Here is a 26,528-nt window from a genome sequence, read left to right on the forward strand (position 1 = left end):
TGGCAAACCCATGGCACAAGAAACTACACAAATGGATGAAATCCTCGCCCACTACTTCGCACCTGATAGCTGGACGACAACGGTTGGAAAAAGTGGTGCCAATAATACCACCCGATTTGTTCAAGCTCAGGATGAACGATTCGTGCTTCGCATTTACGAAACTCATCAGGATGAAAAAAAGGTCATCTATGAGCATGCCATTCTCCTTGCCTTAATGGAGAAATCCCTCCCTTTTTCTACACCTAGGCCGGTCTTCACTCAAGATGGCCATTCGATCGTGAGAACGAAAGAGGGAAAACTTGCTGGGTTATTCTACTATTTGGAGGGTGTCAATCCAGTTCTTGAAGAGTTGGGAGAAATTGTGTCTTATGGAAGATTGGCTGGTCAGTTATCCTCTTCGCTTGCCCAGGTTCAAATGAACAAGCTTCCGGTTTACAGACCGTACTACGAGATTGAGAGCGCTCATCCCCATTGTCCATTACCAGAGGTTTTGAACTTTTGCAGCCACCCTTCTGGTGAATTTTTGGAGCAGACTTCAGAATTAAAGGTGATTTCTAATCAGCTAGTTACCTTCATCAAGCAAGTACCCATGTTAAAACAATTGCCACATCAACTCGTTCACGGTGATTTAAACGGGTCCAATATTCTGGTTGATCAGGACGGAAATGTGTCCGCTGTCCTGGATTTCGAATTTGTTACCCATGATTTAAGGGTGATGGAGCTGGCAGTTTGCTTATCAGACTTTATCCGTCCTAACAATGAGGAGACCCTTACTTTTTCAAAAATTGAGGCCTTTCTTTCCGGATATGGTCAAACTCCTAGATTAACAAAAGCGGAAATTCAGGCCCTACCCGTCTTAATCCAGCTAAGAAGTCTCGACGTGTTCATCCATTTCCTCGGCCGCTACTGGGATGGGGTTAACCCTAGTGATACCGTACAGACCTATATTCAAAGGTGTGCCGGACGCTGTGATTGGATTCAACATCATCAAGACCGGTTGATTGCCTTGTGTAAGAGGTATGTATTAGATTACTAACGGATTTATTAATGAACATCGCCCATTTTTGTTACTCCGCAAAAATGGGCTTACTTATTGGAATCAAAATGGAAAATCACCTCGTCAAATGATATGAGGTGATAAAAAATGAAGAAGTTAAAACGTTTCCTGCAGGTTTTCCTTTGTACGGTGCTGTTCGGTTCGGTCTTTTATTTCTCTACTAGCGAGGCAATCGCGAAGGATCAATATATAACGATAAAGAAAGGAGATACACTATACAGCCTTGCGAAAAAATACCATATTTCCGTGGCTGATTTAAAGGAATACAATCAATTGACGAGCGACAAGATTATTGCTGGTCAAAAATTAGTAATCCCAGACTTTGACGAAAGCAAACCGTTTTATGTTGTCGTTGGTGGTTCCTTTAGCAAGAAAAGCAATGCCGATAAACGCGTCACTTTTTTGAAAAAGAAAGGGATTGAAGCGATTGTTGTGAAGAAAGTTATCGATGATCAAATCTACTATCGTGTTCAGACAGGGGTTTTTTCCAGTAAATCCAAAGCTGAAAAAATGAGTAAGAAGTTAAAAGATAAAGGGATAAAAGATGCTTATTTTTATACAGAAAAGGATCTTCAAATTAATGGAATCACCGTAGGTTCCACCTATAATCAGCTAGTGAATAAATTCGGTCAACCCACAAAAACAGAAGACGATCAGAATTCAAGAGCTCTTTATTATCAAGGTGAAGCTCCTGGGGTTCGGGTGACTTTTAATGCAGCCAACGACCCGATTGATCAACTGCAAGTGTATCCAGAGTTTTTAAACACCACTTCTATTCCTACAGACAAAAGCAAAATCCTCGATGCGTATGGAAATCCAAATGAAATCAAGATCGTTACCTGCTATGAAAGTGCCAAATGTGAACAAATCGTTTATCAATTTAATAAAAAACAATTAATCGTTGGGATTGACCGGGATGGAAAAACCGTTCAGTATTTGGATTTACAAAAAGTGAAATAACAGTTCGGTCTGACTTATTTTCCCTTAACAAGACAGGTTGCCCATTCCTTACTTTGCCCCATTTCCACGAAGGGATTAGTAGAAACCAAAAAAAGCTTGAGATTCAAGATCTCAAGCTTTTATGTGTTGTCCTAGTTGGGAGGTTGGTGCATTTTCTACGAAATCCCCTTTCCTCCCATTGCTACTAAGGTGCTAATTCTCTCCATTCCCGTAATAATCGGTTTTGCCCGACTTATTAACGTTTGGGTCGCTTCAAGTGCTAACGAGGCTTGGTGCGCTACTTCATTCGTCCACACTTCGTAGACATAAACACAATTCGGTTCTTTTTCAGCAATATTGACGAGATAGATTTCACAGTCATCGAGATTGTTCATGGATTCAGCTGCTTGTAGCAAAATATCCACCATGTTATCCCGTTCGCCTTCCTGTACCGTAAACTTGCCAAATAGACTAAATTTACTCATTTTGATGGTCCTCCTTCCTTTATGACCTGTTACTGATTTCTATATTTTTCCACCATTATCCTACTATATTTATAAAAAACATCATTTCATTTCTGCCCGTTTCTCCTGTTTTTAAACCAAGAACACGTTAAAGAGCAGTGGACATCCACTGCTCCTATACTTCCACTACTTGCGTGTAGTATTGATACGCTACACACTGATAGTTCTGCTTCTGATACATATCTCTTGGGGTGTCTTGACCATCTGCAACTAGGATCACCGTCTTATCGTCAAACGTGTCCATCACCCATTTTTGGATTCGGCTGCCGATCCCTTTTTTTTGTAACGACGGGAGCACTCCCAAATTATCGATTTCGACCATTTTTCTCGATAGAATTAAATCCACGGCACCTGCAGGCTCCCCTTGGTACAATGCCATGAGCTGTATGATTCTCGGGTTTTGGAAAATGCTTTTGTTTAATTCTTTCTTTTGATTGGCAAAACGGTTACCAAAGATAAGATCCTGTTGATACTGTAATTCCAGAAATGCCTCTAATGTTTGATTGGTTACCTGTTGAATGGCAATATCCGGGTTATGCTCCACGCCTGGAAATTGATCAGGTTGAATGGCATATAGTTCGAGAAAACCAATATCATAGCCTTTTTGATTGAGATAATACTCTAATTCGAGAGGAATTCTCTCATTTTCCGGAAATTTAAATTTGATATGCTTCTGACCATGTTTCTGATGATAGTCTCTTAAATAGCTTTCTGCTAATTTCAATTCCTCCAGTGTAGGATAATGTTTATATTCAATAAAACTACTATCATATCGAGTTAGCATTTCTGGAAAATGATACTGTTTTAATAAACTATCTTCAGCGACTTTATGTCCATGAATGAAAATATCGTTAAATGTGATTTCCATACGTTCCTTTTCCCCTTTGTAACCGATTCGTTCTCACACCTCAGATCGAAGTAATTCTATATTTCTTTTACTATATTTATTTTTTCCTATAATCATACTAACCTTACCCAAAATTCACCATCAAAATTTCAATCATAAATAAATGCTTGAAGTATCTTACCATACTCCAAGCATCGCATATGTAACCTACAATGTTCCTGCCACACCGCCATCAATATTCACTGAAGTACCCGACACATAAGAGGCAGCCTCAGATACAAGGAACGTAATCACGTTCGCTGCTTCTGCTGTATTTCCGATACGTCCTAATGGAATTTGACGTTCTTTTTGGGAGAATTCTTCCCATGTGAGTTCTGGTGCTTCTCTTTTCCACATTTTTTCGATTTGCTCACTACGAATTAAGCCGATGCATACCGTGTTGACTCGAATATTGTCCGGGCCAAGATCCTTGCTCATCGCTTTTGTCAGCGCCATGCCTGCTGCTCTGCTAACGGAAGTAGGCATAGATGTAGCCGGCGGTGTCTTCCCACCAACTGCAGTCACATTGACGATGGCTCCTTTTCCCGCTTGGCGCATATAAGGTACGGCGTAACGGGAACAATGAATCGCTCCAAATAATTTTAAATCGAGGTCCTGTCGCCACAGCTCTGTTTCAACTTTTTCAAAATGATGGGCTTGTGCCGTTCCGGCATTGTTGACTAATACATCTAGACGTCCATATTTTTTGACCGTTGCCTCTACTACATTTTTGCATTGGTCTTCCTGTGTGACATCCGTTACCACATAAAAAACCTCTTTACCCGTTTGTTCAAAAATATAGGCAGCGGCTTCCTTTAAACGCTCCTCATTTCTGGCACATATCGTTACTTCTGCGCCTTCTTGCACTAAATGAAGTGCCGTTTCTAGGCCAATCCCCTTGCTCGAACCAGTGATAATAGCGACTTTTCCTTTTAATCCTAAATCCATGATTATATTCCCCTTTCTAGTACCCCGTTTTTTCTATTTCTACATTTATTTCTTTGCTACCCCTTTTACTAACCATCTTCTCATTATCCCTCATTAAAGGAAAAAATTATAGAATGACACCCGAAAAATCCCCTTTTATTCAATGATTGTTTTAATGACATCGTAACCTCACATATGTCCAGTTGCAATCTGAATATTTCAATAATACCACTTTCCTTGTTAAAAATAGTTTTCGGAAGCTTGGCAACAAGGACGATTTCATTTTTTGTAGAATGTCCTTTGTTAGGTTCTCATTACCTTGTGAGTTGGTTAACTGAAGTCCTTCTTCTCCATGGGGGATAAGAGAAGTTTTTTCCGTTATTATTTGCAAAGGTGAGTTCTTTTCGGGATAAATTAGCGAAGTTTTTTTGCTTATGCAAGGAAAAAATGCCTTTTTTTAAACTTTACGAATCAATAAGGGAAATTTCTACTTCTATAAGACTTGTTTTTTAAAAATATATTAAAATTAGCGAAAATACTTCCCCTATTTCCAACTCGCGGCCAAACCTGATCCCCACCACGGGCGTCGTTGATTCGGAAAAAGATAAAAGCACGTAGGGAAAAGTTTTCACCACGTGCTTTATCAGTAAACTCAATTTATGATTCCACAAAATGCCCCGCGATAGCAGAAAAATTCTCCATATCCTTTCTCAACTCCCGAAACGAAAACATGTTTAATATGATTTAAACGATTATTGATAACTGACAGCTTGTTTCCCCATTTGAATCCATGATTCCTCGAAGCTGGCCCTTGGGACCGATTTGTATGGTTGTTCCGCTAGAGGATCATTTAAATAGACATTTTCTTCGTCATAACCCACTACTAATACACTGTGCTCACGATAAGTAATTTGTATTTCCCCTGAGGCGGTATTCCAAGTCTTAAATTCACTTTCCGGAAGCGTTGCAAATCGAGAATTGGTAATCACCCATACAGGAGAACCATTGTTTATCATCGAATAAATCGATTCGATTTCTTCTCCTGTTAAATCTATGATTCTACCAGGTAAATAGGATTCAGCCAAATTGGCAATAGGAGTATGGTATACACCTAAACCTGGATGATCAAAACTATACATATCACCCACGAATCCAACATTGGGATTCCCATTAAAGCCATTTTCATCCCAGAAAGGAATGGTATTGATTTCTTCGGCAAGCGTCATTTTGTCGACCGTAACACCTGCAAACTGAAGAAGCATCGCGAGACTGGTTACCTCGCAGCCTCGCGGCAGTTCAGGCAGCTGCTGAATCAGCGGGACGTTCTCGATCATGCTTTGACTAGCTGTATGAGGTTCCACTATATTTTCTGATGATAAAGCTTCTGTTTCCTGTCCTTCTTGGTTCATTTCTTCTATGACATTATGATTCTCAGTAGCTTTAGTATTGGATGGTTTTTGCGCTTCAGCATAATGCACACCTACAAAAATAAGCATCCCAATCGCGAGCATGAATGAAATAACGTTCGTCTTCAATCAATTTCTCCTCCAGTTTCTCACTTTTTTATCCTATGCAAGTTTCATTGGTTAGCCCTATTATGAAGGGGCTATCTTAAACTTTTCTTAAAAAAGGGCAATCGGGAAGAAAAAATTATTTTAACGAGTCAATTATCAAAAGTTTGCTCAGTAAACTCCTTGCGAATATTTTGCTAAAATACTTGATAATAGAGTATACTAATTTTACCAATTTAGCAGATACGGATGAGGTGGTAAATTGATAAAGATTTTAATAGGAATAACCTCTTTAATATTCATTATTATCGGTGTGTTACACGTTTTTTGGGCATTTGGTGGAAGTTGGGGAGTCAATTCGGTTCTTCCAACTAAAGATGACAGTCAATTGCCAGCTTTACAACCAAGAATGTTAGGTACACTTTTTATCGGATTCCTTTGCTTTTTTGCATCTATCCTTCTATTAGTTCAAATCGATTTGTTCGCATCTTTTAACTCCTCCCCTCTTTCAAAATGGCTTTGTATGGCAGGAGGACTTGTTTTCTTGCTTCGTGCTATTGGTGAAGGAAAATATGTAGGTTTTTTCAAGAAAATCAAACATACTAAATTTGCAAAACAAGATACTGCCTTCTATTCACCCCTTTGTGTATGGATTAGTCTTACTTTTTTTCTAGCATCTTTTGTTTGAAATCATTGATATTTACTATTACCAACAAATGGTGATAATTCAACAATAAAAGCAATGGAGAATGAATTCCATTGCTTTTTCTATGGCTATTTTTCTGTTAAAATCAACACTAATTATGATGTTTCAAATGAGTCTTTGAATTCCTTTATTCTTTGCATCAAACCCTAATGAACCTTTCAGAGGTATCTAATTATTATGTCGTTTGTTAACTTCAATCTTAATGAACTCCGGTAAATAGCTGGGAGTACATCCTTTTGATACTATTTCATCTTTGTAAAGACCCGTTTTCTCACCAAGTTTAATACAACGTACACGATTCTTTTCATCATAAACGCCTATCCAGCCTGCAGTGAAATTCATAGCCCATTGAACTTCCGGTTCTTCCTGCGTAATATTAGCTTCTAATGCAGATAGCAAGTATGCGGTGTTATCAGGTGGTGTTTGTCCAGTCCATCTCAATCGCCCTTGATAATATCAGAAAGCTCGCCTTTGAAGAGCAGAAGGACTATTTTCCCATGACTCCATCAAGGCAATGTTCTTCTTGTCTTTGGTGAGCTGATTGGCCATTAACCAATCCATTAAGTTATTTCGCTCATCAAAAGTGTGAGTCTGCATATCCTTATCAAGCTTATTTAGCACTTCTTGTGAAAGAAGTCTTTTGTCCATAATTAAGATGGCTAATAGTCTGGGTAAAAACCCTTCGGTCAACCAAAGTTCCATAGCTAATTCGTGATCTTTTTTAATGTCCTTCGCGATTTTTCGTAAGTCGCCTAGTTTCGTTTTACTATTGATCTGGAGTAGAATGTTTTCTGCTTTTGAAGAGCGTTTTATTTCTGTACCTTTTTTTTCATTCATTTTACACAACTCCTTTAGTAAAGCAGTGTTTCATAATATGTACTTGACAGGATATATCAAGAACTCAATATCGTTTTAAGTCTTATTACAGTGGTATGCCTCCAAAGTTAATATTGTAGCATTTATCATATTAAAGCTTTCGCCACCTATAAGAGAAGAGCATCCATATTAAATTTACTTCCTTTTAATTGGATACGAAAAGAGCATTCCTTTTTAAAGAAACGCCCACGTTACTTTAAGTATGAAACTTCACAACCTTACTCAACGAAATAGGCAATATCATTTAAACATTTCTAAAAAAAACTTCTTGAATAAAATTAATCTTCTGTTCCTATAACATCTGTATTTGGGGGTTCATATCCCATCTGTCTGAGCATAGCTACTATTTGTCCCTTGTGATGAAACTCGTGGGTAATGGTGTGCGTTAACAATTTACCTGGAGTAATAGATATTAGTTCGGGTGCTTCTCTCCAAGGGATCTCTTTTTCAATAAGTACGTTTAATTTATGACCATATAGTTCAAATAATTCATTTACTATTGAATCTACTTGTTCAAATAGTGTTATTATTTCTTCTAAACCGAGGTTCTGTATTTCTTCCTTTGGAGTAAGTGGTTTTTTTGTCTTCAATAAAACAAATGAGCCAAGCCAAGCAACATAGCAATCTGCTATATGAACTAATGTGTCTCTTACACTTTGCCAACCGAAACCATTTGTATGAGTAAAATGATCAGGATCTAATTTCCTACAAAAATCTATCAGAGTTCCTCTGGTTTGTCGAACCCATCCATATTCGTGTTGAAGCATCAAAACACCCGCCTTTAAAAAATATAACTACTTATTCAATAGATGTATAGAAAAACCCTTTCTTTATTGGATATTCATTTCTTATCTCTAATCACTCAATTGTTTTATATCCCCCGTCGTCTATGCTTGTTCAACTAACCTGCCCCGTTCGTTCAATAAGAAAAAGCTGCCTGAAATGGCAGCTGACCTTGAAGAAACGCTCCCTTTAGTTTAAGGGCATCTCTTCACTATCTTTACTGTTTCATACTTTGTTTTGTCTTGAAGAAGTCCCCACCCTTTTGTTTTTCATCATCAGTTCCCCAATACATTTCTTTGTTCATTTGTTGTAGTTTTGGGATATGTTTTGAACAGTGAATATACGCTTCATCAACTTTAACCATCACCCACCGTTTGGGTTTGTTTCCTTCTTTTTCTTCAATATCATTTAATATCAATTCAGGAATATTAAATGAGCATAAATGGCTATTTTCTATAATGGCAGCTTTACCATTAACATGTAACCCTATGTTATTCTCAAAAAAATCTATAAACATTAGTCCAATATGTGGGTTTTCTATGATGTTTCCTAAACTTGCCATAACTCCATTCCCTTTATATTCGGGATAAATGATTGTTTTATCATCAATAACACGTACAAAACCTGTTGAGCCAGCTCTAAAAGAGGAGTCACAATTTCCATTAGAATCAGCCGTTGCTATGAACATCATACTTTGTTTCGAAATAAAATCTGTCATCTTATTGTTTAGGTAATTAAGCATTTGATTTTCATAAAAAGAGGATGCTCTCTTGGTTGTTCCATATTGTTCTTGAAGTAAATGTTCTCCTCTTGACATCATCCAACATCCTTTTTAATAATTTGACTATTATTTTAACACATAGTTTGGACGAAATAAGAAATTGTTAAATCTCAAAGTATTGTAATTATTTGAAGTAACCTGACCCGTCACATAAATAAGAAAAAGCGATCCAATTAAAGAATCGCTCCCGTTAGTTTAACAATATATGCTTTTTATTATTGGTATGAACAGGATATTAAGTTCTTCATATTATTTAGGTAGATTTAGTTGCCACGAAACTCCAAAACGGTCATTTAACCAGCCAAATTTCTTACTGAATCCATAATCTCCTAGTGGCATAAGTGCTTGTCCACCTTCGTTCAGTTTCTGATAAAGATTGTCAAGTTCTTCTTCAGTATTACAAGTAACAAATATTGAGAACGAAGGTGTGAAGGAAAACTGATGTTTTACATTACTATCAATGCACATAAATTCTTGACCTTTTAAGGTGAAAGTAGCCTGCATGACAGTTCCTTCATCCCCACTTTCATTTGCACCATATCGAACAATATTTGTAATTGCTGAATCCTCAATCAGAGATGTGTAAAAATTCATTGCTTCTTCTGCTTTGCCATCTTGAAACATTAAAAATGGTGTGACCTTATCCATAATAAATCTACTCCTTTTAGTATCTATTTTCTAAATAATAATTCAACTTGTATTATAATATCAATTCTTTTACTAACCTGCCCCATTCGTGCAGTAAGAAAAGGCTCCCTATTTGGCAGCCAGATTTTCAAGTAACGCTTCAGAGTGATGAACAAATATAATGTAAGTTGTCAAATTTATTCGCCATTAATATTTGCTTTCCAGCTTTTTTGTAGCTTCCGTATGTAAACGATTTGTCCGATGTGGTAAGCGTTATGCGTGGACAAATTCCCTAAAACCTCCCACCATTTTACGGACTCAGGGAAACCATTCACATCGTTTTCTACCTTTTCATTAATCAGAAGGTCCTGCCATTGAAGCAGGACCGCTAAGAGGGCGTCTTTTAAGTCAACAAACTTTTTATTATCCCTAATCATAAAGCTTTCATTATTGTCACTTAAGGGAGCAACAACATTCACATTAGATTTTTTGTACCTCTTTTGCCAAGTGTCATTCCAGTAAAGAAGATGTTGTACGATTTCTGCAATACTGTTGCTTTCATCATTAGGTTTCCAAAAGGCTTCTTCTTCTAATAAGTTTTCAACGGATTCCGAAAACGGAACGTACCAGCTAGGGTCGTTTGCATTTGCTAATAATTGATCTGCCAAAACATCTTTAGCGTGAGACATACGAATCACACTCCTTTTAATGATAGATTCTATATTCGTCTCCCTTCTGAAAACTCCTTCATATTTCTAATGATATTTTCCTTTAACATTTGATGCTTCCTTGGGCATTTCACTTTCAACAATTTTGCCGGATTCTAAATCGAAAGCATCTGCCGAAGCCCCAACATCATTGGAATGTAAATTTTCAAAAGACGTACCAAACAATCTAATTGTTCTCATGTAGTAATTAGCCATTTGGAGGTTCTATCTTATAGATTCTAATAAAGAAACCTAAATTGGATAATTTAATATATATGTTGAGGTTGTCATAAAGCTATTCCAAGAATTATTGATTATTTTTTATTGATGTTCTTCATTTTGAATTTCTTGATTACGGGGGCTTAATGCTGTCATTGATGGATTGAGTTTGTTGAGCTGCGCTTTGCTACAATTGTTTTGCGCCTTTAAAGCAAAAGTTTCAATAGTGCTTGTGTACTTTTTACCCACGCTAAAGTTGGTTTTATAGATGATGGAAATCTTAAAAAAATATAATTATTAAATATCGTATAAACATAAGGAGTGAAAAAATTGGCTAAAGACGGATGGTCAAAATATCATGTATTTCTGTTACTGCTGGTCATTGCTGTTTTTATTTGGTCTATGATTAAACCAGCTGGATATTTAATATGGACTATGGAAGTACTACCAGGCATTGTTACTCTTGCTATCGTCCTTGTAATATATAATAAGTTTCGTCTAACCACATTGTCCTATCTCATCATAGCCATTCTTTGCATCATGATGTTCATAGGAGGTCATTACACTTACTCAGAAGTTCCATTTTTTAATTGGATCAAAGATTCCTTTGATTTAAAGAGAAATCATTATGATCGCTTTGGACATTTCCTTAAGGGAATGTCTGCGATTGTCATAAGAGAACTATTTATACGAAAAAGCCCTCTTAAAAGGGGCCCTTGGCTGGTTTCAGTGGTATTAAGTTTTTCATTAGCAATTGGAGCCTTATATGAAATTATTGAATGGATTGCTTCTAATATAGGGGAAGGCACTAAAGCAACTGAAAAGTTTTTGGGAGCACAAGGAGATATTTGGGATGCACAGTGGGATATGTCGTTAACATTTGTTGGTTCAATCCTCTCCCTTCTCCTGTTCACAAACGTTCATAACAAGCTATTAGAAAAACAATTTCGTAAAAATTTTTAAAAAAACGTAGGAAGAATAAATGGAAAAGATTATACCAAAATTAAACACTTCATTTACATTCCATTTCTTCCTCTAACCTGATCCGTTTGCATAAGAAAAAGCTGCCAACGGCAGCTCCGATAACATCATTTAAGCACCACAATTCGAAAGGTAGGATTTCAATTGATCGAGATTACCTATAAATCCCAATTTAATAGCCTTTTGTCAATTGTTCATCGATTACTTAATTATCACGTAATTCCCTAAGTAATTGGAAAATCTGTCCCCTATGATGTGATTCGTGCTCAACCAAATGATAAACAACCCATTCTGGGGTTACTTCATATTGTTCAAGTACCCGAGGTTTTCGCCAATCGTTTACGTCCATTGAACGAAAGTAGGTAAGAAATACTTCACGAACTTTTTTTAGGCGATAAAAATGTTGTTCTAAACTTTCCCCCTCAAAGTGAGTTAAATTATTCTCAGTTCGACTTTCTAACGGAAATAATGAGCTAATTTCAGGATCCCAATCGGTCCCAATTACTTCCACATATAGCCAATCTGCCTCGACTAATGCAATGTGATACAAAAGAGTTCCAATTGATTGCCTTTGACCTATTCTTCTATCTAGTAAGCTATGGCTCATTCCCGTTAATTCAGTTATAAGGGTACGACGAACATCCTCTAAACACCATAACCACCGGCCAATTTCTGCTTCATATCCTGTTAATGAAGATACAAGTAACGATTTTTTATTCAATTTACCATCCTCCTTTTAAAGTACTAACATTCTACTAAAAGTTAACTCTTCCTCTTTTTTTAATATTCCCATCCATCTTTTTAATGGATAGTACTATTTTAATCTTCAGCTAACCTACCCCTAAGTGGAAAAAGCAAAAAGATCGCCGCAGCGATCTTCATCTTTAACTCTAGCACCCGTACGTTCAACTAGGACTTTACTATTTACCGTTAATAAAACTTTTCTCCAATTGGTGTAACTATTCCATCCATACTAATAGAATTTTTCTTTTTACGATATTCTTCTAAGTCTTGTTCGCCTTTATTGGTAGCCCACTGTTGAAGAGTATCTCGTTCACCATTGTATGAATAAAAAGGAATACTAAAACCACAAGACGTTTTTACCGTTTCAATCTTTGCATGAATTATTTGACGAGAACCAGGTAGGATGTCAAAATGCTTAGCCATGTCATTCCATTCTGGTGAGTCTGGTAATACTACCTTACCTCTTCCGTATAGACGTAAAATCATAGGGGGACCTTCAAAAGCTAAGAACATAAATGTGATTCTACCGTTATCTATTAAATGGGCACTTGTTTCGTTTCCACTACCAGTTAAATCTAAATAAGCAACCTCATTTGGTGAAAATATCCTTAGTACGTCATGACCTTTAGGTGAAATGTTAACATGTCCGTCTGCTGATAGTGGTGCTGAACCAACGAAAAAAATCCGTTGTTTTCTTATAAATTCTTCATGTTTTGGAAGTATTGATGAATAAACTGTTGCCATAATATATTTCCTCCTCGTCTCACCAATTGTTTTAATAAATAGTACCCGGTCATAATCTTTTTATTGCTCTATTTTTCAATAGACACACCAGGTATGGATATATTTCCACCCATTGTGGATTGGTAGGTGAGTAAACCAGTTGATACTCCCATGATCGAAATGGTTTCATCTTCTAAAACCCTAGAAGTGACAATAGGAGAATCAAACTCTCCAAATAGGATTGTATCATAATTATCACCATCAACTAACCTTATTTGAGTCGTACCTTCACCTTCGATTACTTGAACACCCTTGCCTTGGAATTTAACTTTTTAAGCGACATAATGATCAAGAGTTCTTGCTAATAGATCGTAGGTGATCCCAGTATCATTGCCTTTCTTAGCTTGTTCTTCTGCTACTCTTTTTGCATCCGCTTCAGCGGATGCCGTAGCAACCTGATCTTAAAGTATGTCCTCTGTTAGTTTAAGTACAATCCTTCACATTCTAATTTCTATTTCCCAGGTTGTTTTGCTATCACAAGAGATGGAACTGTTATTCCATTCTTAATCCACCATCCAACTAACCCATAAGAAAGCAGAACAGAAAAAATAAACAAGAATTTTTTTAAAAAAAGACATACTGTCAGTGACATATTACTGTCAATAACAGTATACTGTTATTAACAGCAATAAATTACCAAAAAATTTTACATTTACATTAGGAGGTTATATATCATGAAACATACAGGGAGACATACAGGTGCATTTCTTCTGCTGTTTTTAACAGAGGGAGATAGCTATGGAGGAAAACTCCTTCAGAAATGTGAAGAAGAGCTTCCCATCAACCCAATTGATAGTGCCATTCTTTATCGCACATTAAAAACATTAGAAAAAGAAGGTGCTGTTGAGTCTTATTTGGACACATCTGATCAAGATAAGCTGATAAAAATGTACAAAATTACTACAGTTGGGAAAAGAAAATTAGAAGATTTTCAAATAGATATCGAAGAAAAAATGAAAAACTTATCATTCTTCTTAAATAAATTCAAAGAATGGAAGGAGTCTAGTCATGATTAATGGTGCTATTCTTTATGCTTTGGCTATCATTCTCCTCAGTATTTCTTTTATAAAAGATCGAAATAAAACAAGAGATGCTCTATTAAAGTCATGGAAAAGCTTTCTGAATATTCTTCCTGACATCTTATCAATTATGCTTTTCGTTGGGCTATCTCTATCAATATTAACTCCAACCTTAATTTCTTCCATTATTGGAGAAAAATCTGGATTGACAGGTATCGTTTATTCAACATTAATTGGTTCTATTGCACTGGTTCCAAGCTTTGTTGTATTTCCTCTTGGACACACATTAGTCCAAAATGGTGCAGGACTCCCTCAAGTAGCTGTATTAATGTCTACATTAATGTCCGTAGGAATCACAACTTTACCTATGGAACAAAAGATATTTGGGCGAAGTTTTGCCTATTCTCGTAACGTTTCTGCAGTGGTAATGTCTCTACTATTTTCATTTATTATTTGGGTGGTGATGGGATGAATGAATTAAAAAGGTATCGTTTTTTTTTCATTTTATTATTTGGGCTCATTATCCTTACCTTAATAAACCAATCGGTGGGATGGAACGCATTTCAATTAACAGGAAAAAGCATTTTAGATATGCTGTTTCTACTCCCTCCTGTCTTACTATTTGTAGGTTTGCTTGACAAATGGGTGGAGAAAGAAACACTTATAAGATATATGGGAGAAAAATCCGGGATCTATGGCATTTTGTTCTCCCTATTATTAGGAGTAATTGCAGCCGGTCCCCTCTACGTAGCTTTTCCAATTGCGGCACTATTACTAAAAAAAGGAGCAAGCATACGCTATATTGTATTTTTTTTAGGAGTTTGGACAACTGCGAAATTACCGGTTATTGTGTATGAATTAGCTTCATTTGGAGTTAAATTTACACTCATTCACATTTGTTTTGGTTTGTTATTTTTCTATTTAATGGGTATTATTTTTGAAAAATTTTATAAGCCTCAACATTTGTTAAAGTATGATCTAACTAAAGACGTGTAGATATAGATCGATAATCTATAAGCCCTCAATCCCAGATTCTTTTGTAGCTGCAACATTTACTAAAAGAATAGAGGATACAGTATGCACTGCATCCTCTTTTTAACTCGCTTTTACACCTTAATATAACTCCAAGGCAACATAAGACTAGAAACTTAATCGTCTAACTAATTTAAGTATTTTTGGCATACATTCTTCAAATTTTATATTACAAATAAAGTGACATTATTTTTTGTTCTCCATTCTTCCCAATTTTTCTTTTTCCTGTATCATTAAATCCCACATTTTCGTACAACTTTTCCGCGGGGGAATTTTTACAATTTACTGCCAATACAACTTCGTTTTTATTGGAGAAATGTTTTTTAATGTAATCTCTTAACCTCATTAATCCTTCCTTTGCATATCCGTTTCCTTGATCAGTATGGTTAATAGAAAATGCAATTAATAATAAGGCATTTTGATTATCCGTGTAATCCAAAACAATTTCTCCTGAACAAAGAACGAAAAAACCAACTGGGTGTAAATTATTAAGAATGATAACAGGGTTTCTTGTAGGATTTTCTTTAGCCTTACTAACCATTTCTAAAGGCATTCCTGTAAATTGTGCTTGTTCATCGGGCAGAAAAAAATGCATTAAAATGGAGTCATATTGAGCATCATAACTGGTTAATTTTATTTTATTATTCATTGTAAACACCTTTCATTTCCTTATTACGATTTAGATTTTTATTAGATATACTTACGATCATAACTGAAAGTAGACTCAACAGGCATAAGAATAACCAAAATAGATTTGGTTGATTTATAGAATTTAGATAACCAAATATATCCCCTCCCAGGACGTTTCCTAGTGTTCCTCCTATAGCCATCGAAATATTTGAAAATCCGATATAAGCTGCTACTAATCCCTTGCTTGGAGCTAAACTTATTGAGATTGAATGGTAGCACGGTAATAACATCATATTACCAATCGATATACCTATTAGGCTTAAAATAATACTGTACATATTAGAAAATAATATACTTAGTGGAATAAATAGTAGTGCCATAATCAAATATGAATTTAGAAAGATAAACCATATACTCCGTTTCTCGACTATTTTGCTAACGCGAAATTGGAAGAATATAATTAGTAATGTAAAAATCGGAAAAAGCCAACTTGATGAACCAGTATCCTTCTCTGCAATAATAGGAATCGATAAATAAAGTTGCTGATTCATGAAATAAAATGGAATCATAATAAAAAAAACAGAAATGTATTGTCTATCTTTCACAATTTGAGAGATCTTGCTAATCCATTTAACGCTGGTTGGCTCTACCTTAAAGTCCGGAAACTTGGTATAGATCAATGCGATGACAAAAAAGATACCTCCCGTTACAAAGGAAAGAGTATCGAATTGATTTTTATATAATATCATTCCAATCATGGGTCCTAAAACAGCACCAAGATTTTCAACCATATTCATAAGAGCATATGTATCTTTTTGCTTAATTGGATTAGAATAAAAAGCTAGTGTTGCTCTCAAGGATGGGCTAAAAAAAGCACCTCCTAATCCACTTAAAGCTGCTGATATCAGGATAGTTAAACCATGTGTTCCGATTCCCAAACCCATAAAACCAATGCCTCGCATAACAAAACCTATAATGGCAATTGTTTTATTGCCAAACCTCTCTGCTAGTAAACCACCTAAAATGGCAAGTCCCTGTTGTGCGGTTATTCGAATCGCTAATATCCAACCAATAAAGCTTACAGAATATCCCCTAGACTCACTAAAATATGTTGATATATAAGGGATAAACATAAAAAAGGTAAATGAAACGATAAAATCTATAAATAAAATTCCATTCCTTCTATTCACTAAATATAAGTATTTTTGTATATCAGGTCCTCCTTTCCATTATCGCATCCGTATTTCTTCACTTACATTAATATTAATATTTACTTATTCATTAGAAAAACGAAAAAATATGCTATAATTTATCAAAAGTATTGATAAGCAGGTGGGGTTTAATGGAATTTGAACAAATGGAAACATTCCTATTCGTAGCTAGAACCAAAAGTTTTTCCCGTGCTGCAGAATTACTTCACGTAGCTCAAACCACAGTATCTGTCAGGATTCAACAACTAGAACGTCAAGTAGGAAGAAAATTAATTGATAGAAATACTCGAAGTTTAGAACTAACCGCTGCTGGTACAGCCTTATATCCATATATCGAAAGGGTTATGGATCTTATTGATGAAGGGAAAAGTGTCGTGGAGTTATCTGATCGATTTAGCGGGAGACTCATAATAGGAGGACTAAACTCATTATGGGATCAAACCTTTTCAAACTACTTAACTTCGTTCATAAATCAAAATCCAGATATAGCAATAAAAGTGGTAAACGGCCATACAGACGAAATATATTCAAAAATTAGAGACGGTACAATTGATATTGGCTTCGTCTCAGCACCTGCTCCCAATCATTCTTTTGAAACTGTACCTCTTTATAATGAGGGAATAATGTTAATGAAGTCTCCTTCCTATCAATTGAATATGAAGACGATTAAACTTGCATCTATTACGGATTTTCCGATGATACATATGGATTGGGGACCACCTTTTTCTGATTGGCTCAAAACAGAAACTGGAGGCATGAACTTTTGGGGACTAGAGGTTGATTCTTCAACATTATTAATCGAACTCTTAAAATCAAACATAGGAATAGGATTTCTCCTTGAAAACTTAGCTAAAAAATATATACAAAATGGAGAATTAGAGGAAATCTCCTATATAGGAAAACATCGAACTCCCTTGAAGACAATCTATTTAGCTTACTCTAAGCGAAAAAAAGACAAAGTTGTGATTAAGGAATTTGTTGCATACATGAAAAATATTTATAAATAGATGGGTAGAGTCATCCTACCCATCTTTTTTTGTCCATGAATCTTTGCTTCAGTTTAGATAGAATCTTTTACATATTTATTTAACGCTAACAAAACTATAGAGTTTCCTTTTAATATTGCTCCACAATCTGGACAGATTGTGGAGCACAAGTTAAACAACGATCTTCAACTAATCTGCTTCTTTCGTATTATAAGGTTAGCCAGAATGCTAAATTTTTCTGGTTGACCTTATTTATTTTGGTCTTATTATATCAGTAGCCAGGGTAGAACGTAACTGCCCGTGGGGCTTCGACCCCGTCAGCTAAACGGTTCGCCCCCTACTTGTAGAAACATGATTGAGGCTGGTTGGGACCTAGATCTCGTATAACAAGCGAAGCTATGATACTGCATGGAGGAATTAGAAATGAATCCAGTCATTGGTCTGGATGTTTCAAAAGGGGAAAGTCAAGTTCAGGCATTTTTAGATAAAGGCAAACCATATCGTAAGAGTTTTAAAGTGTCTCATACTATTGAAGGTCTTGATTTACTTGTAGAGTTTCTGGAGGTCGTAAAGAGAGAAACAGGTAAGAAACCACCTATCGTTCTAGAAGGAACAGGACATTATCATTCCTCTGTTGTTCAATACTTGGAGGACCGTGGATATTTAATGATCATCATTAATCCACTAATTTCTTATAAAGCTAAAAGTTCAAGTCTTCGGAAAGTAAAGACAGATGCGGTCGATGCTTACCATCTCTGCGAGATATTTTATAAAGAGGATCTTGAGCCATATAAAAAGCGTGGAGTTCAACTTTTAAACCTTCGAAATCTTACCAGATAGCACGAGAATATAACTGGGGTATTAATCCAAACAAAGCTACAATTTCAAGCCATTCTGGACCAGCTCTTTCCTGAATATAGAGGGGTTTTTGGCGACTTATATTCAGTAGTATCACTATTAACTCTTTCAGAGTTTCCCTCATCTGAAGATATATTAGAGGCAAGTGTTGAAACCATAGCTGACAAAATCGCTCGATTATGTAAAAGCCGTTCATACAGATGGGCTAATGAAAAAGCCATACAACTCAAAGCTGCCGCAGAAAGAAATCCTTTTGAAAGGACTTTGTATCAGAGTCATATTTTGAGTCTTGGTATGTATATAAACATCATTCTTCAATACAAAGAGCACCTATCCAAGTTAGAGTCTGAGATAGATGCCCTCGCTAAAGAAGTTGAAGAATATAATATTATCAAATCTATCCCTGGTATCGGTGAAAAGATCGCGGCAACGATCATTTCAGAAATTGGGGAGATAGATCGATTTACTGATCCTAAAAAGCTCGTAGCTTTCGCTGGAGTTGATCCTAGTGTATTCGAATCTGGTAAGTTTACAGCCACCAAAAATCGAATCACGAAAAGAGGCTCTAGTAGGCTTCGTCACGCCTTATATATGGCTGTGCGTTGTGCAATACGTGACTGTCGTAAGAGCAAAACAAGTGATGAAATCATTCCTCGAAATAAGAAATTACGAGAGTTCTATGATAAGAAACGTGATGAAGGAAAACCTTTTAAAGTAGCAGTTATTGCTTGTGTAAATAAACTCTTACACTGGATATTTGCCCTTTTAAAAAACAAAACGACTTTCCAAGATATAGCTTAGAGTCTAAATTAAACTAAATAGTACAAAACCTTCCAAAAGCAGACTTAAGGAAGGTTATTTGATATGCACATTTTTAGTATAGCATGAGCTATATTAAGTTTTTATTGAAAAATATTGACAAACTATTAGCTTCTTTAGTGGAACAAGAAAAAACTGAGGCAGCAGCCACAGTTCTTAAACGCTAGCACCCATTAGTTGAAAAAAAATAAATGATAATTACCCTTTTATCTCATCCAAAAATATATTAGGAAGGTTAGGATTGTTCTTCTTCAACTTATACTTTTGGACTTTATTTATGTAAAAGTTCTGTTATGCTTTCTAAATTGCTCAAATTTATCACTACCCAAAAACTTAGTTATTTATCCTATTCGTCAAAAGGATAAGAATGTCCTTCTGCAACTATCCTCCTTCTTTAGCTCAATAACAAAAAAGGATTGCCGTAGCAATCCTCGTTCTTCAACTATTGCACCCGTAGTTTAAGTTCACCTTTTCACATTTTTGTTTCTAGTGGGAATAATTAACGATTTAACTATTGTGGTTCACATCATAAATCTATTAAAGGATACTTTATTTTCCTTTAATGTTCCTTTTGTGACCATATGTCTGAATTCATTAACTGGTACAGAATCAAATATTTTTTAGTTTTTTTGTTGACTTAAACCACGGTTTAAGTCGTATTATAATCCTGTCGACAAGAGTAAAGATAAAATTTGGAGGTCTCCCGATGAAATATTGTTCAATTAGCGAGGCTGCAGCAAAATTCAATATTACAGAATCAACGTTACGTTATTATGAAAAAAAGGGACTACTGCCACTGATTGAGCGTGATGATGCTGGTAGGCGGTTATTTTCAGAAGATCAAATTTCACTCCTTGAAACCGTTATTTGTTTAAAAAATACGCACATGCCCATAAGTGGTATTAAACAATATATTGATTGGGTAGTAGAAGGAGACAATACCATTGAACATCGACTTGAAATGATGAGGAACCACAAGCAGGCAGTGCTAGATGAAATTTCGTTAATGACAGAATCTTTAAAGAGGATTGACTTGAAAATTACACGTTATACAAAACGCACTGTTCCAGAAAAGGTATAAATTTGTTTTTATTAAGTGAAGAAAATAATTGGAAAAGAGGAACTAAAATGAAACTTTCAGGAAATACAATACTTATAACAGGTGGAAGTGCTGGGATAGGATTAGCTTTCGCAGAGCGCTTTATAAAAGCTGGAAATAAAGTTATCGTTACTGGACGACGTGAAAATGTACTCCAAAATGCAAAAGAAAAATTCCCGGACCTTATTACCCATGTAAGTGATTTGAGCACTGAATCTGATCGTATATCATTGTTTGATTGGGTAACAGAGAACTATCCAGAAGTGAATGTGTTAGTGAACAACGCAGGGATTCAACAACGTTTTAATGTGTTAAAAGCAGATGCGAAGAACAATTGGAATTATTTCAATAAAGAAATTACAACTAACATTGAAGCACCTTTCCATCTGTCTATGCTGTTTGCTCCATTTTTTGCTACTAAAGAAGAAGCGACTATCATTAACGTCACATCGGGGTTAGCTTTTACTCCTTTTGCCATTGCTCCGATCTATTCAGCAACGAAAGCGGCACTTCATTCATTTACAATAAGTCTACGACACCAACTTTCTGATTCATCTGTAGAAGTAATTGAAGTTGCTCCTCCGGCAGTGAATACAGATTTAGGCGGAGCAGGGTTGCATACTCATGGAGAACCGTTAGATGAATTCGCAGATGGGATTTTTAAAGGATTAGAAGAGGGTAAACAAGAAATTGGATATGGTACTTCAGTGGAACGACTACGCATGTCACGAGATAAAGTTGATGAACACGTAGCAAATATGTACAATGCAATGAAAAATACCATTGAATAACTATCTTTGATTCATGTTGGAACATGAAAAAGCAAAACTCGCTCAAACGTAGCGAGTTTTCTTTTAATTATCCATTCCTTTTTCAACTAAACTGCCCCTTTTGTTCAATAAGAAAAGGCCACCAAATTGGCAGTCAGATCTTAAAGTATTTTCCCCTGTTAGTTGAGTAAATTTTTTTCAAGTATGATTTTATGTAATCCTTTTTCATCCGTATAAGTATCAATTACATCAAAACCATTTTTAATGTTTATAATTAACATTTTACGCCATTTATTCATTGTTTTTGTTTGAACAACTTTATAACCATTTTCCTTTAAATAATGATGTTGCTTTTCCATTAACACTGAAGCAATACCATGTTTTCTGTAATTAGTATCAACTCCACCTAACCAACTATAAAATTTATTACTATCAATTGCATATCCAATCTTATACCCAATAACTTTTTTGCCATCCATTGCAGTGATTACTAATAATTGAGGTTTACTTGCCATTTTGTTAATCAAGTCATTAGTAGTACCGAATATATCTTTATGTAGTTCTAAAATTCCATTTAAAACATCAGCATCAGGCATTGAATTGAAAATAAAGCACTCAAATCTCAAATAATATCCCCCTTTTCTAATCTAATCGCTAAGAATATATATTTCTTGGTTTCCTACTTTTTTTAAAAGTCGATTCTATAATATTTAAAAGTCACTGGGATATTTTTAGGCTGCCATATTTCATCATAAGAATATCTATAAGTCATACCTGATTTTTCTAGAACTTTACCGCTTCCGATATTATTTACATCATGAGTTGCAAAGATGAACTTAAACTCATCATGTTTTAAACGTTGTATTAAAGCCTTGCTTGCTTCAGTTGCTATACCCTTACCCCAGTAACCTTTTAAAATTCCATATCCTAATTCGGCGCTTTCTTTTCCTTCATCGATCCCAGAAACACCTATATAACCAATGACTTTATGACTCTCTTTTTCTTCTATCGCATAAAAATAAGCTATTTCTTGTTCATATTTTTTATAGATATTCTTATATAGATAATCCTTTGTTTCTTCAATAGATTGAAACGGGAACCATGGAAGAAATTTATTTACTTCTTCATCGCGATAGATTTCATACATATCTTGCAAATCATCATCAGTGAACTTTCTTAAAATTAATCGCTCTGTTTTGATTGTCCGCGTATTTACTCTTTTCACTCTAAACTCTCCCTTCCAATTAGTATAAAACTACCTCTACAACTACAAAATCATAATTTTAAAGTACAAATGTATTACTAGAGTAAATAGATGATTAAACTAAACTATCCTTTAACACAATAAGAAGTTCGACAAAAAAAGAGGCAAAAATCCTGCTTTGGAATCAGTGCCCCTGTTAATTTAAATTCACTTCTACACACTCTTTTATCTGTATTAGAAATTATCGTCCACTTATTAATTTATAACGCCAATTGTTACACTGCATAAAGTTTCTTGGAGGATATTCAAATTCGCATTCAGAAATATACTCAAATCCAACCTTCCGACAAATTGCATTTGAAGCAGGATTATTAATTGAAGGGAATGCATGAATGTATTTGTATATATTTTCAGTAGATGCTTCCTCTATTGCCAGCTGAACTGCTATTGATGCTATACCTTTTCCTTGATAAAGTGGAAGAACGCTCCATCCCGTTTCATATACACTTTCATTATTCCAAGTAGTTTGCCAATAACCCACTGAACCTACTGGTACTATTTCAGGTAACAATTTAATACTAAACATTCGTCCTTTATTTCCAAGGTCAAGATATCGTTTATGTCGTTTCATAATCTGCTTGGTACTCTCTGGACCTCCAAGATAATGCATCATTTCAGGAGCATTTAAATGAAAAAGTAAATCGAGATCGCTATCCTCCCAAGGTTTTATTTGAACCATATCGTTAATTGCCTTCAAGTTTTCCCATCCCCCTATTCTTATTAACTATTAACTATATTTCTGGAGAAAAGGTATAAAATCTCTTTATCTAATGGTATTGTTGTTAAACCATCTTGCCCTTTAGATGAAAGAAAAGCTACTCTTCTTTTCTAAAATTATTTAATAAGCTTCCTAGGCTATGAGCAATTAAAAACTGTGCCGTGTAATAAGTAGACATAATAAATAAACTTGATTGTGGCACATCCGATACAAACATATTCCACGATAAGATAGAATCAGATAGGACGAATAAAATACTTCCCCCTATTGCCCATTTATCTCCTGTCATAATGGCTGACCAGGCCATAAGAGAAATCACCAAAACATAAGCAACAACAGGAATAACAAGATTATTATCTCCATTTTCCAACATAGCTTTGATCAGCGAGTTACCAATAAAGTAAGAATAACCTAAAATAAGAATGATCATTGCGAAGCGGGTTTTAGAAAACTTCCATGTTCTAAGGAATCCGAATAAGTAAAACAAATGCCCTATTAAAAATGCTGCTAATCCAAAGATAAAAGAACCTGCGATTAAACCATCTCCCAACATACAAAAAAACAATCCAGTTAATATAATCCAATGTGTAGCTTTAGGTTTTGGCATGCAATGAAGGTATGCATAAATAATGATTAAAACCATAGGAATCAATTTGAAAGTGACTTTAAGAGGTTTAGGATCTTCGGGGATCAAAAAGATATAAATTCCACTCATTATTAGAATTAAAAGAGGTAGTGCAAATTTGTTCATACCTAGCTCACTTCCCAACATTTTTTATATTATAGGTTGTAGATTAATAGGACTTCTACATATAAACTAGATATCCTCTATTTATCGCCTAATTTAAACGCATGATATTTTACGGAATGAAACAAAAAAAGGCGGTTAATCCTTGCTGGATCAACGCACCGGTAGTTGATTTGTATCAGATAAGTCTGTTTCCTGATTTAAATAACTCCATTATACATTTTTCTATATTGAAAGACCCTTCATAAATTGATGGGTATTAGTATTTATCGGCATTAATTTTCTAAACAACAATAATCTAATGAATAGACATGTTTAAATACCCAATTTTTAAAAGATTGATATTCTTGTTCATGGAATGGCTTCGGGTAAGACATTAGTACAAGTGAGACCGGGTTTTGCCCTTTTGCAAGTGGTGGTTGAACATACCCCCACTGACTAAGGCTAAAGCCATTTCGTTCATAAAAACTAACTCGTCTTTTTTCGATTTCCCCCTCCGGCGGTTCGATTTCAACCACAACAGGTTTTGTCTGTTGCTTAAAAAATTCTTGGAGTAGTTTCGACCCTAAGCCGCCATTGCGAAAGCTTTCTTTAACGGCAAAATGCTCCAGGAAGATAAAATGAGGTCCATTCCATGTGGCAAAAAATGCACCAAGCTCATGATCCTTTTCATAAACATAAATTTGATAGTGAGGATGTGAAAGTAATGCTCGTTGTGTTTGGTAGGGCCTATATTCATCACTAGGAAAAGAATTTTCTATTAATTGATAAAGATTTTCAAATTGTTCTTCTTTTAAAATCGTTAGCATATGCTGCTCCTTACTGACTTGTTGTTTTGTTATGGCTCGTAGAATATTATTGTTATAGTCTAGATTAAATCACTTCAATCCCTATTCTTCTATTTGATAAATTTCTGTATCCCCATTTGTACGTGAAAATGCAGCTCAAAATGTAGGGTTACACTGGCTATTGTCCCCCTACATTTCTTATACAATTTGTACAATAATTAACCTTGATTTTATAACTAGACCCTTAAAATCAAACAAAAATGACCTACAAATTAGGATACCATTTTGTAGGTCATTTTACGTTACATTTTTACTGATGATAGGCAACGGAATCCGTTATAAAAATAGCAGCCTTTCTTCACTTTTTTGTTAAATATTTATATAGCTAATTTATTTACTCACCCACTAGTCCATCACCATCGCGATCGTCCATATATTTATAGAGCCAGTGATCACTCGTTATTGGCATGCGATAACCTGCTGCTTTTGCTTCTTTAATCGTCACTTGTCCATTTCCATCTGTATCAACATTGGAAATATCTTCAGTAACATTCGAATTATTTGAGTTAGTTGATTTACTTTCAGTTAAGCCTAGAGATTTATTTATCTCATCAGGGTTGACGTTATCAAACTCATCTACAATCTTATTTCCTTTTAAAGTGTAAGTGTACTTATAATGAGAAGGAATCTGTGTTTCCTTATTCGGATAGGTAATAATAGCTTCAAAATTAGTAGCCCCACCAGCTTTACGTATGGCATCTTCCATATAAGCTTGATCACCATGTCGGTTAAGCGTACTTTCTTGTGGAGTAATATTGTAAGCATTGGAAACCCCTCCGAGAGAATCTGCAATGATATGTCCTTCATCTAAATCTGCTCTTTCTACACCAGGAACTTTTGCTTCATCAGCGAAGTATCTGCCAGAAGATGTTATAGGCTCGGTACGATCATCTTGTAAAATGATTTCGTCAGCAATGACACGCACTAGTTGCCCGTATTCATTCGTAAAGGCCCAATACTCCCGGTCTCCAAAACCAATCTTTACGACGACGTTAGGTTCGCGATGTCCAGACAAATCACCTCCATCAACTTCAATTCGTTTGTAACCCTGAAACAGTTGATCTTTTGATTGAGTTGATGTTTCCTCTACTACTTGTTTTTCAGACGTAGTTTGTTCTTGTTCACTATTTTTTTTAGTTACTTCTTGTGAATCAGCTTTCCCATCAGTATTTGATTTATCTTCTACGTTAGAACAACCAACTATTAATAAGGCAGTAAAAAGTAAGATTAAATAGTTTATTTTCTTTTTCATTTTAGGTCTCCTAACCGTATTTTTTACTGAACATTCTAGAAATCTTTGAATAAAATATAATTTAACATTATAAACCTATTTATAATAGTATAATACATTAGATACTTTGTTCGAAGTATGGTGTTAAATTCCAAAAAAGATTAGTAGAGTCCAATGCACTAAAAAAGGCACAATTCCAATTCAAGAATTGCCCCCGTTTATTTTTCATTTATGCATCGATAAA

At 35.3% G+C, this 26,528-nt stretch carries 28 protein-coding genes and 2 pseudogenes; 11 read left to right on the plus strand and 19 right to left on the minus strand.

Annotated elements, in window-relative coordinates; all coding sequences use genetic code 11:
- The first annotated feature begins 10 nt into the window (after window positions 1-10).
- A complete protein-coding gene (locus tag ACWM35_RS10495) occupies window positions 11-1,036 on the plus strand; it encodes a phosphotransferase (RefSeq protein WP_454818031.1) in 1,026 nt (341 codons plus the stop codon).
- A 108-nt stretch (window positions 1,037-1,144) separates the two neighbouring features.
- Entirely contained in the window at window positions 1,145-2,017 is an 873-nt protein-coding gene (locus tag ACWM35_RS10500) for a LysM peptidoglycan-binding domain-containing protein (RefSeq protein ID WP_454818033.1), read from the plus strand.
- A gap of 155 nt (window positions 2,018-2,172) precedes the next feature.
- On the opposite strand, the gene ACWM35_RS10505 is transcribed toward ACWM35_RS10500, so the two are convergent.
- The 4 genes from ACWM35_RS10505 to ACWM35_RS10520 form a co-directional block, all read right to left on the minus strand.
- Window positions 2,173-2,481: a putative quinol monooxygenase gene (locus ACWM35_RS10505; RefSeq protein ID WP_454818035.1), complete on the minus strand. Its 309-nt coding sequence runs from the start codon at window positions 2,479-2,481 to the stop codon at window positions 2,173-2,175.
- A 154-nt stretch (window positions 2,482-2,635) separates the two neighbouring features.
- Entirely contained in the window at window positions 2,636-3,388 is a 753-nt protein-coding gene (locus tag ACWM35_RS10510) for a GNAT family N-acetyltransferase (RefSeq protein ID WP_454818037.1), read from the minus strand.
- 186 nt (window positions 3,389-3,574) lie between these two features.
- Complete coding sequence (locus tag ACWM35_RS10515) at window positions 3,575-4,354, minus strand: SDR family NAD(P)-dependent oxidoreductase (protein ID WP_454818039.1); 780 nt, start codon at window positions 4,352-4,354, stop codon at window positions 3,575-3,577.
- A 731-nt stretch (window positions 4,355-5,085) separates the two neighbouring features.
- The gene (locus ACWM35_RS10520; RefSeq protein WP_454818041.1) at window positions 5,086-5,868 is read right to left on the minus strand and encodes a C39 family peptidase; all 783 of its coding nucleotides are present in this window, start codon (window positions 5,866-5,868) and stop codon (window positions 5,086-5,088) included.
- Window positions 5,869-6,106: 238 nt separating this feature from the next.
- Between ACWM35_RS10520 and ACWM35_RS10525 the strand changes: the two genes are divergently transcribed.
- Window positions 6,107-6,532, plus strand: coding sequence for a DUF3995 domain-containing protein (locus ACWM35_RS10525; RefSeq protein WP_454818043.1), 426 nt, complete (start codon window positions 6,107-6,109; stop codon window positions 6,530-6,532).
- 186 nt (window positions 6,533-6,718) lie between these two features.
- On the opposite strand, the pseudogene ACWM35_RS10530 reads toward ACWM35_RS10525, so the two are convergent.
- The 5 genes and pseudogenes from ACWM35_RS10530 to ACWM35_RS10550 form a co-directional block, all read right to left on the minus strand.
- Window positions 6,719-7,387 (minus strand): annotated as a pseudogene (locus tag ACWM35_RS10530) (DNA alkylation repair protein).
- A gap of 317 nt (window positions 7,388-7,704) precedes the next feature.
- The gene (locus ACWM35_RS10535) at window positions 7,705-8,193 is read right to left on the minus strand and encodes a DinB family protein (protein ID WP_454818044.1); all 489 of its coding nucleotides are present in this window, start codon (window positions 8,191-8,193) and stop codon (window positions 7,705-7,707) included.
- Between the two features lie 233 nt (window positions 8,194-8,426).
- The gene (locus ACWM35_RS10540; RefSeq protein ID WP_454818045.1) at window positions 8,427-9,026 is read right to left on the minus strand and encodes a pyridoxamine 5'-phosphate oxidase family protein; all 600 of its coding nucleotides are present in this window, start codon (window positions 9,024-9,026) and stop codon (window positions 8,427-8,429) included.
- Window positions 9,027-9,239: 213 nt separating this feature from the next.
- Entirely contained in the window at window positions 9,240-9,638 is a 399-nt protein-coding gene (locus ACWM35_RS10545) for a VOC family protein (RefSeq protein ID WP_454818047.1), read from the minus strand.
- Between the two features lie 176 nt (window positions 9,639-9,814).
- Window positions 9,815-10,306 (minus strand): DinB family protein, encoded by a 492-nt coding sequence (locus ACWM35_RS10550; protein WP_454818049.1) that lies wholly within the window; start codon window positions 10,304-10,306, stop codon window positions 9,815-9,817.
- A gap of 567 nt (window positions 10,307-10,873) precedes the next feature.
- Here ACWM35_RS10550 and ACWM35_RS10555 point away from each other — a divergent pair.
- A complete protein-coding gene (locus ACWM35_RS10555; protein WP_454818051.1) occupies window positions 10,874-11,506 on the plus strand; it encodes a DUF2238 domain-containing protein in 633 nt (210 codons plus the stop codon).
- 223 nt (window positions 11,507-11,729) lie between these two features.
- Here ACWM35_RS10555 and ACWM35_RS10560 read toward each other — a convergent pair whose 3' ends face one another.
- Both ACWM35_RS10560 and ACWM35_RS10565 read right to left on the minus strand, forming a co-directional pair.
- Window positions 11,730-12,245, minus strand: a complete 516-nt coding sequence (locus ACWM35_RS10560) for a DinB family protein (protein ID WP_454818053.1) — start codon at window positions 12,243-12,245, stop codon at window positions 11,730-11,732.
- A gap of 209 nt (window positions 12,246-12,454) precedes the next feature.
- Complete coding sequence (locus ACWM35_RS10565) at window positions 12,455-13,012, minus strand: pyridoxamine 5'-phosphate oxidase family protein (RefSeq protein WP_454818055.1); 558 nt, start codon at window positions 13,010-13,012, stop codon at window positions 12,455-12,457.
- 713 nt (window positions 13,013-13,725) lie between these two features.
- Here ACWM35_RS10565 and ACWM35_RS10570 point away from each other — a divergent pair.
- Genes ACWM35_RS10570 through ACWM35_RS10580 form a run of 3 tightly spaced genes read left to right on the plus strand, consistent with a single transcriptional unit; the run spans window position 13,726 to window position 15,066 of the window.
- Complete coding sequence (locus tag ACWM35_RS10570; protein ID WP_454818057.1) at window positions 13,726-14,067, plus strand: PadR family transcriptional regulator; 342 nt, start codon at window positions 13,726-13,728, stop codon at window positions 14,065-14,067.
- Window positions 14,060-14,542: a hypothetical protein gene (locus ACWM35_RS10575; RefSeq protein ID WP_454818059.1), complete on the plus strand. Its 483-nt coding sequence runs from the start codon at window positions 14,060-14,062 to the stop codon at window positions 14,540-14,542. The genes ACWM35_RS10570 and ACWM35_RS10575 overlap by 8 nt, the downstream gene beginning before the upstream one ends.
- Window positions 14,539-15,066, plus strand: coding sequence for a permease (locus ACWM35_RS10580; protein WP_454818061.1), 528 nt, complete (start codon window positions 14,539-14,541; stop codon window positions 15,064-15,066). Before ACWM35_RS10575 ends, ACWM35_RS10580 begins: the two co-directional genes overlap by 4 nt.
- 205 nt (window positions 15,067-15,271) lie before the next feature.
- Here ACWM35_RS10580 and ACWM35_RS10585 read toward each other — a convergent pair whose 3' ends face one another.
- Together ACWM35_RS10585 and ACWM35_RS10590 are read right to left on the minus strand one after the other, a co-directional pair.
- Window positions 15,272-15,751, minus strand: coding sequence for a GNAT family N-acetyltransferase (locus ACWM35_RS10585; RefSeq protein WP_454818063.1), 480 nt, complete (start codon window positions 15,749-15,751; stop codon window positions 15,272-15,274).
- A complete protein-coding gene (locus tag ACWM35_RS10590) occupies window positions 15,744-16,922 on the minus strand; it encodes an MFS transporter (protein ID WP_454818065.1) in 1,179 nt (392 codons plus the stop codon). The genes ACWM35_RS10585 and ACWM35_RS10590 overlap by 8 nt, the downstream gene beginning before the upstream one ends.
- A 152-nt stretch (window positions 16,923-17,074) precedes the next feature.
- Here ACWM35_RS10590 and ACWM35_RS10595 point away from each other — a divergent pair, with 152 nt between their 5' ends.
- From ACWM35_RS10595 to ACWM35_RS10610, 4 genes and pseudogenes are all read left to right on the plus strand, one after another.
- Complete coding sequence (locus ACWM35_RS10595; RefSeq protein WP_454818067.1) at window positions 17,075-17,950, plus strand: LysR family transcriptional regulator; 876 nt, start codon at window positions 17,075-17,077, stop codon at window positions 17,948-17,950.
- 402 nt (window positions 17,951-18,352) lie between these two features.
- Window positions 18,353-19,588 (plus strand): annotated as a pseudogene (locus ACWM35_RS10600) (IS110 family transposase).
- Window positions 19,589-20,312: 724 nt separating this feature from the next.
- Window positions 20,313-20,687 (plus strand): MerR family transcriptional regulator, encoded by a 375-nt coding sequence (locus tag ACWM35_RS10605; RefSeq protein WP_454818069.1) that lies wholly within the window; start codon window positions 20,313-20,315, stop codon window positions 20,685-20,687.
- A gap of 47 nt (window positions 20,688-20,734) precedes the next feature.
- Entirely contained in the window at window positions 20,735-21,496 is a 762-nt protein-coding gene (locus ACWM35_RS10610; protein WP_454818071.1) for an SDR family oxidoreductase, read from the plus strand.
- 158 nt (window positions 21,497-21,654) lie between these two features.
- On the opposite strand, the gene ACWM35_RS10615 is transcribed toward ACWM35_RS10610, so the two are convergent.
- The 6 genes from ACWM35_RS10615 to ACWM35_RS10640 all read right to left on the minus strand — a co-directional run bounded on the left by ACWM35_RS10615 (window position 21,655) and on the right by ACWM35_RS10640 (window position 26,305).
- Window positions 21,655-22,071: a GNAT family N-acetyltransferase gene (locus ACWM35_RS10615; protein WP_454818174.1), complete on the minus strand. Its 417-nt coding sequence runs from the start codon at window positions 22,069-22,071 to the stop codon at window positions 21,655-21,657.
- Between the two features lie 92 nt (window positions 22,072-22,163).
- Window positions 22,164-22,700, minus strand: a complete 537-nt coding sequence (locus ACWM35_RS10620; RefSeq protein WP_454818073.1) for a GNAT family N-acetyltransferase — start codon at window positions 22,698-22,700, stop codon at window positions 22,164-22,166.
- A 220-nt stretch (window positions 22,701-22,920) separates the two neighbouring features.
- Complete coding sequence (locus tag ACWM35_RS10625) at window positions 22,921-23,418, minus strand: GNAT family N-acetyltransferase (protein ID WP_454818176.1); 498 nt, start codon at window positions 23,416-23,418, stop codon at window positions 22,921-22,923.
- Between the two features lie 136 nt (window positions 23,419-23,554).
- Window positions 23,555-24,208: a lysoplasmalogenase gene (locus ACWM35_RS10630; protein ID WP_454818075.1), complete on the minus strand. Its 654-nt coding sequence runs from the start codon at window positions 24,206-24,208 to the stop codon at window positions 23,555-23,557.
- A 272-nt stretch (window positions 24,209-24,480) separates the two neighbouring features.
- The gene (locus ACWM35_RS10635) at window positions 24,481-25,014 is read right to left on the minus strand and encodes a GNAT family N-acetyltransferase (protein WP_454818077.1); all 534 of its coding nucleotides are present in this window, start codon (window positions 25,012-25,014) and stop codon (window positions 24,481-24,483) included.
- A gap of 373 nt (window positions 25,015-25,387) precedes the next feature.
- Window positions 25,388-26,305: a DNA/RNA non-specific endonuclease gene (locus ACWM35_RS10640; RefSeq protein WP_454818079.1), complete on the minus strand. Its 918-nt coding sequence runs from the start codon at window positions 26,303-26,305 to the stop codon at window positions 25,388-25,390.
- Window positions 26,306-26,528 lie beyond the last annotated feature (223 nt).

Source organism: Neobacillus sp. K501 (assembly GCF_053749995.1).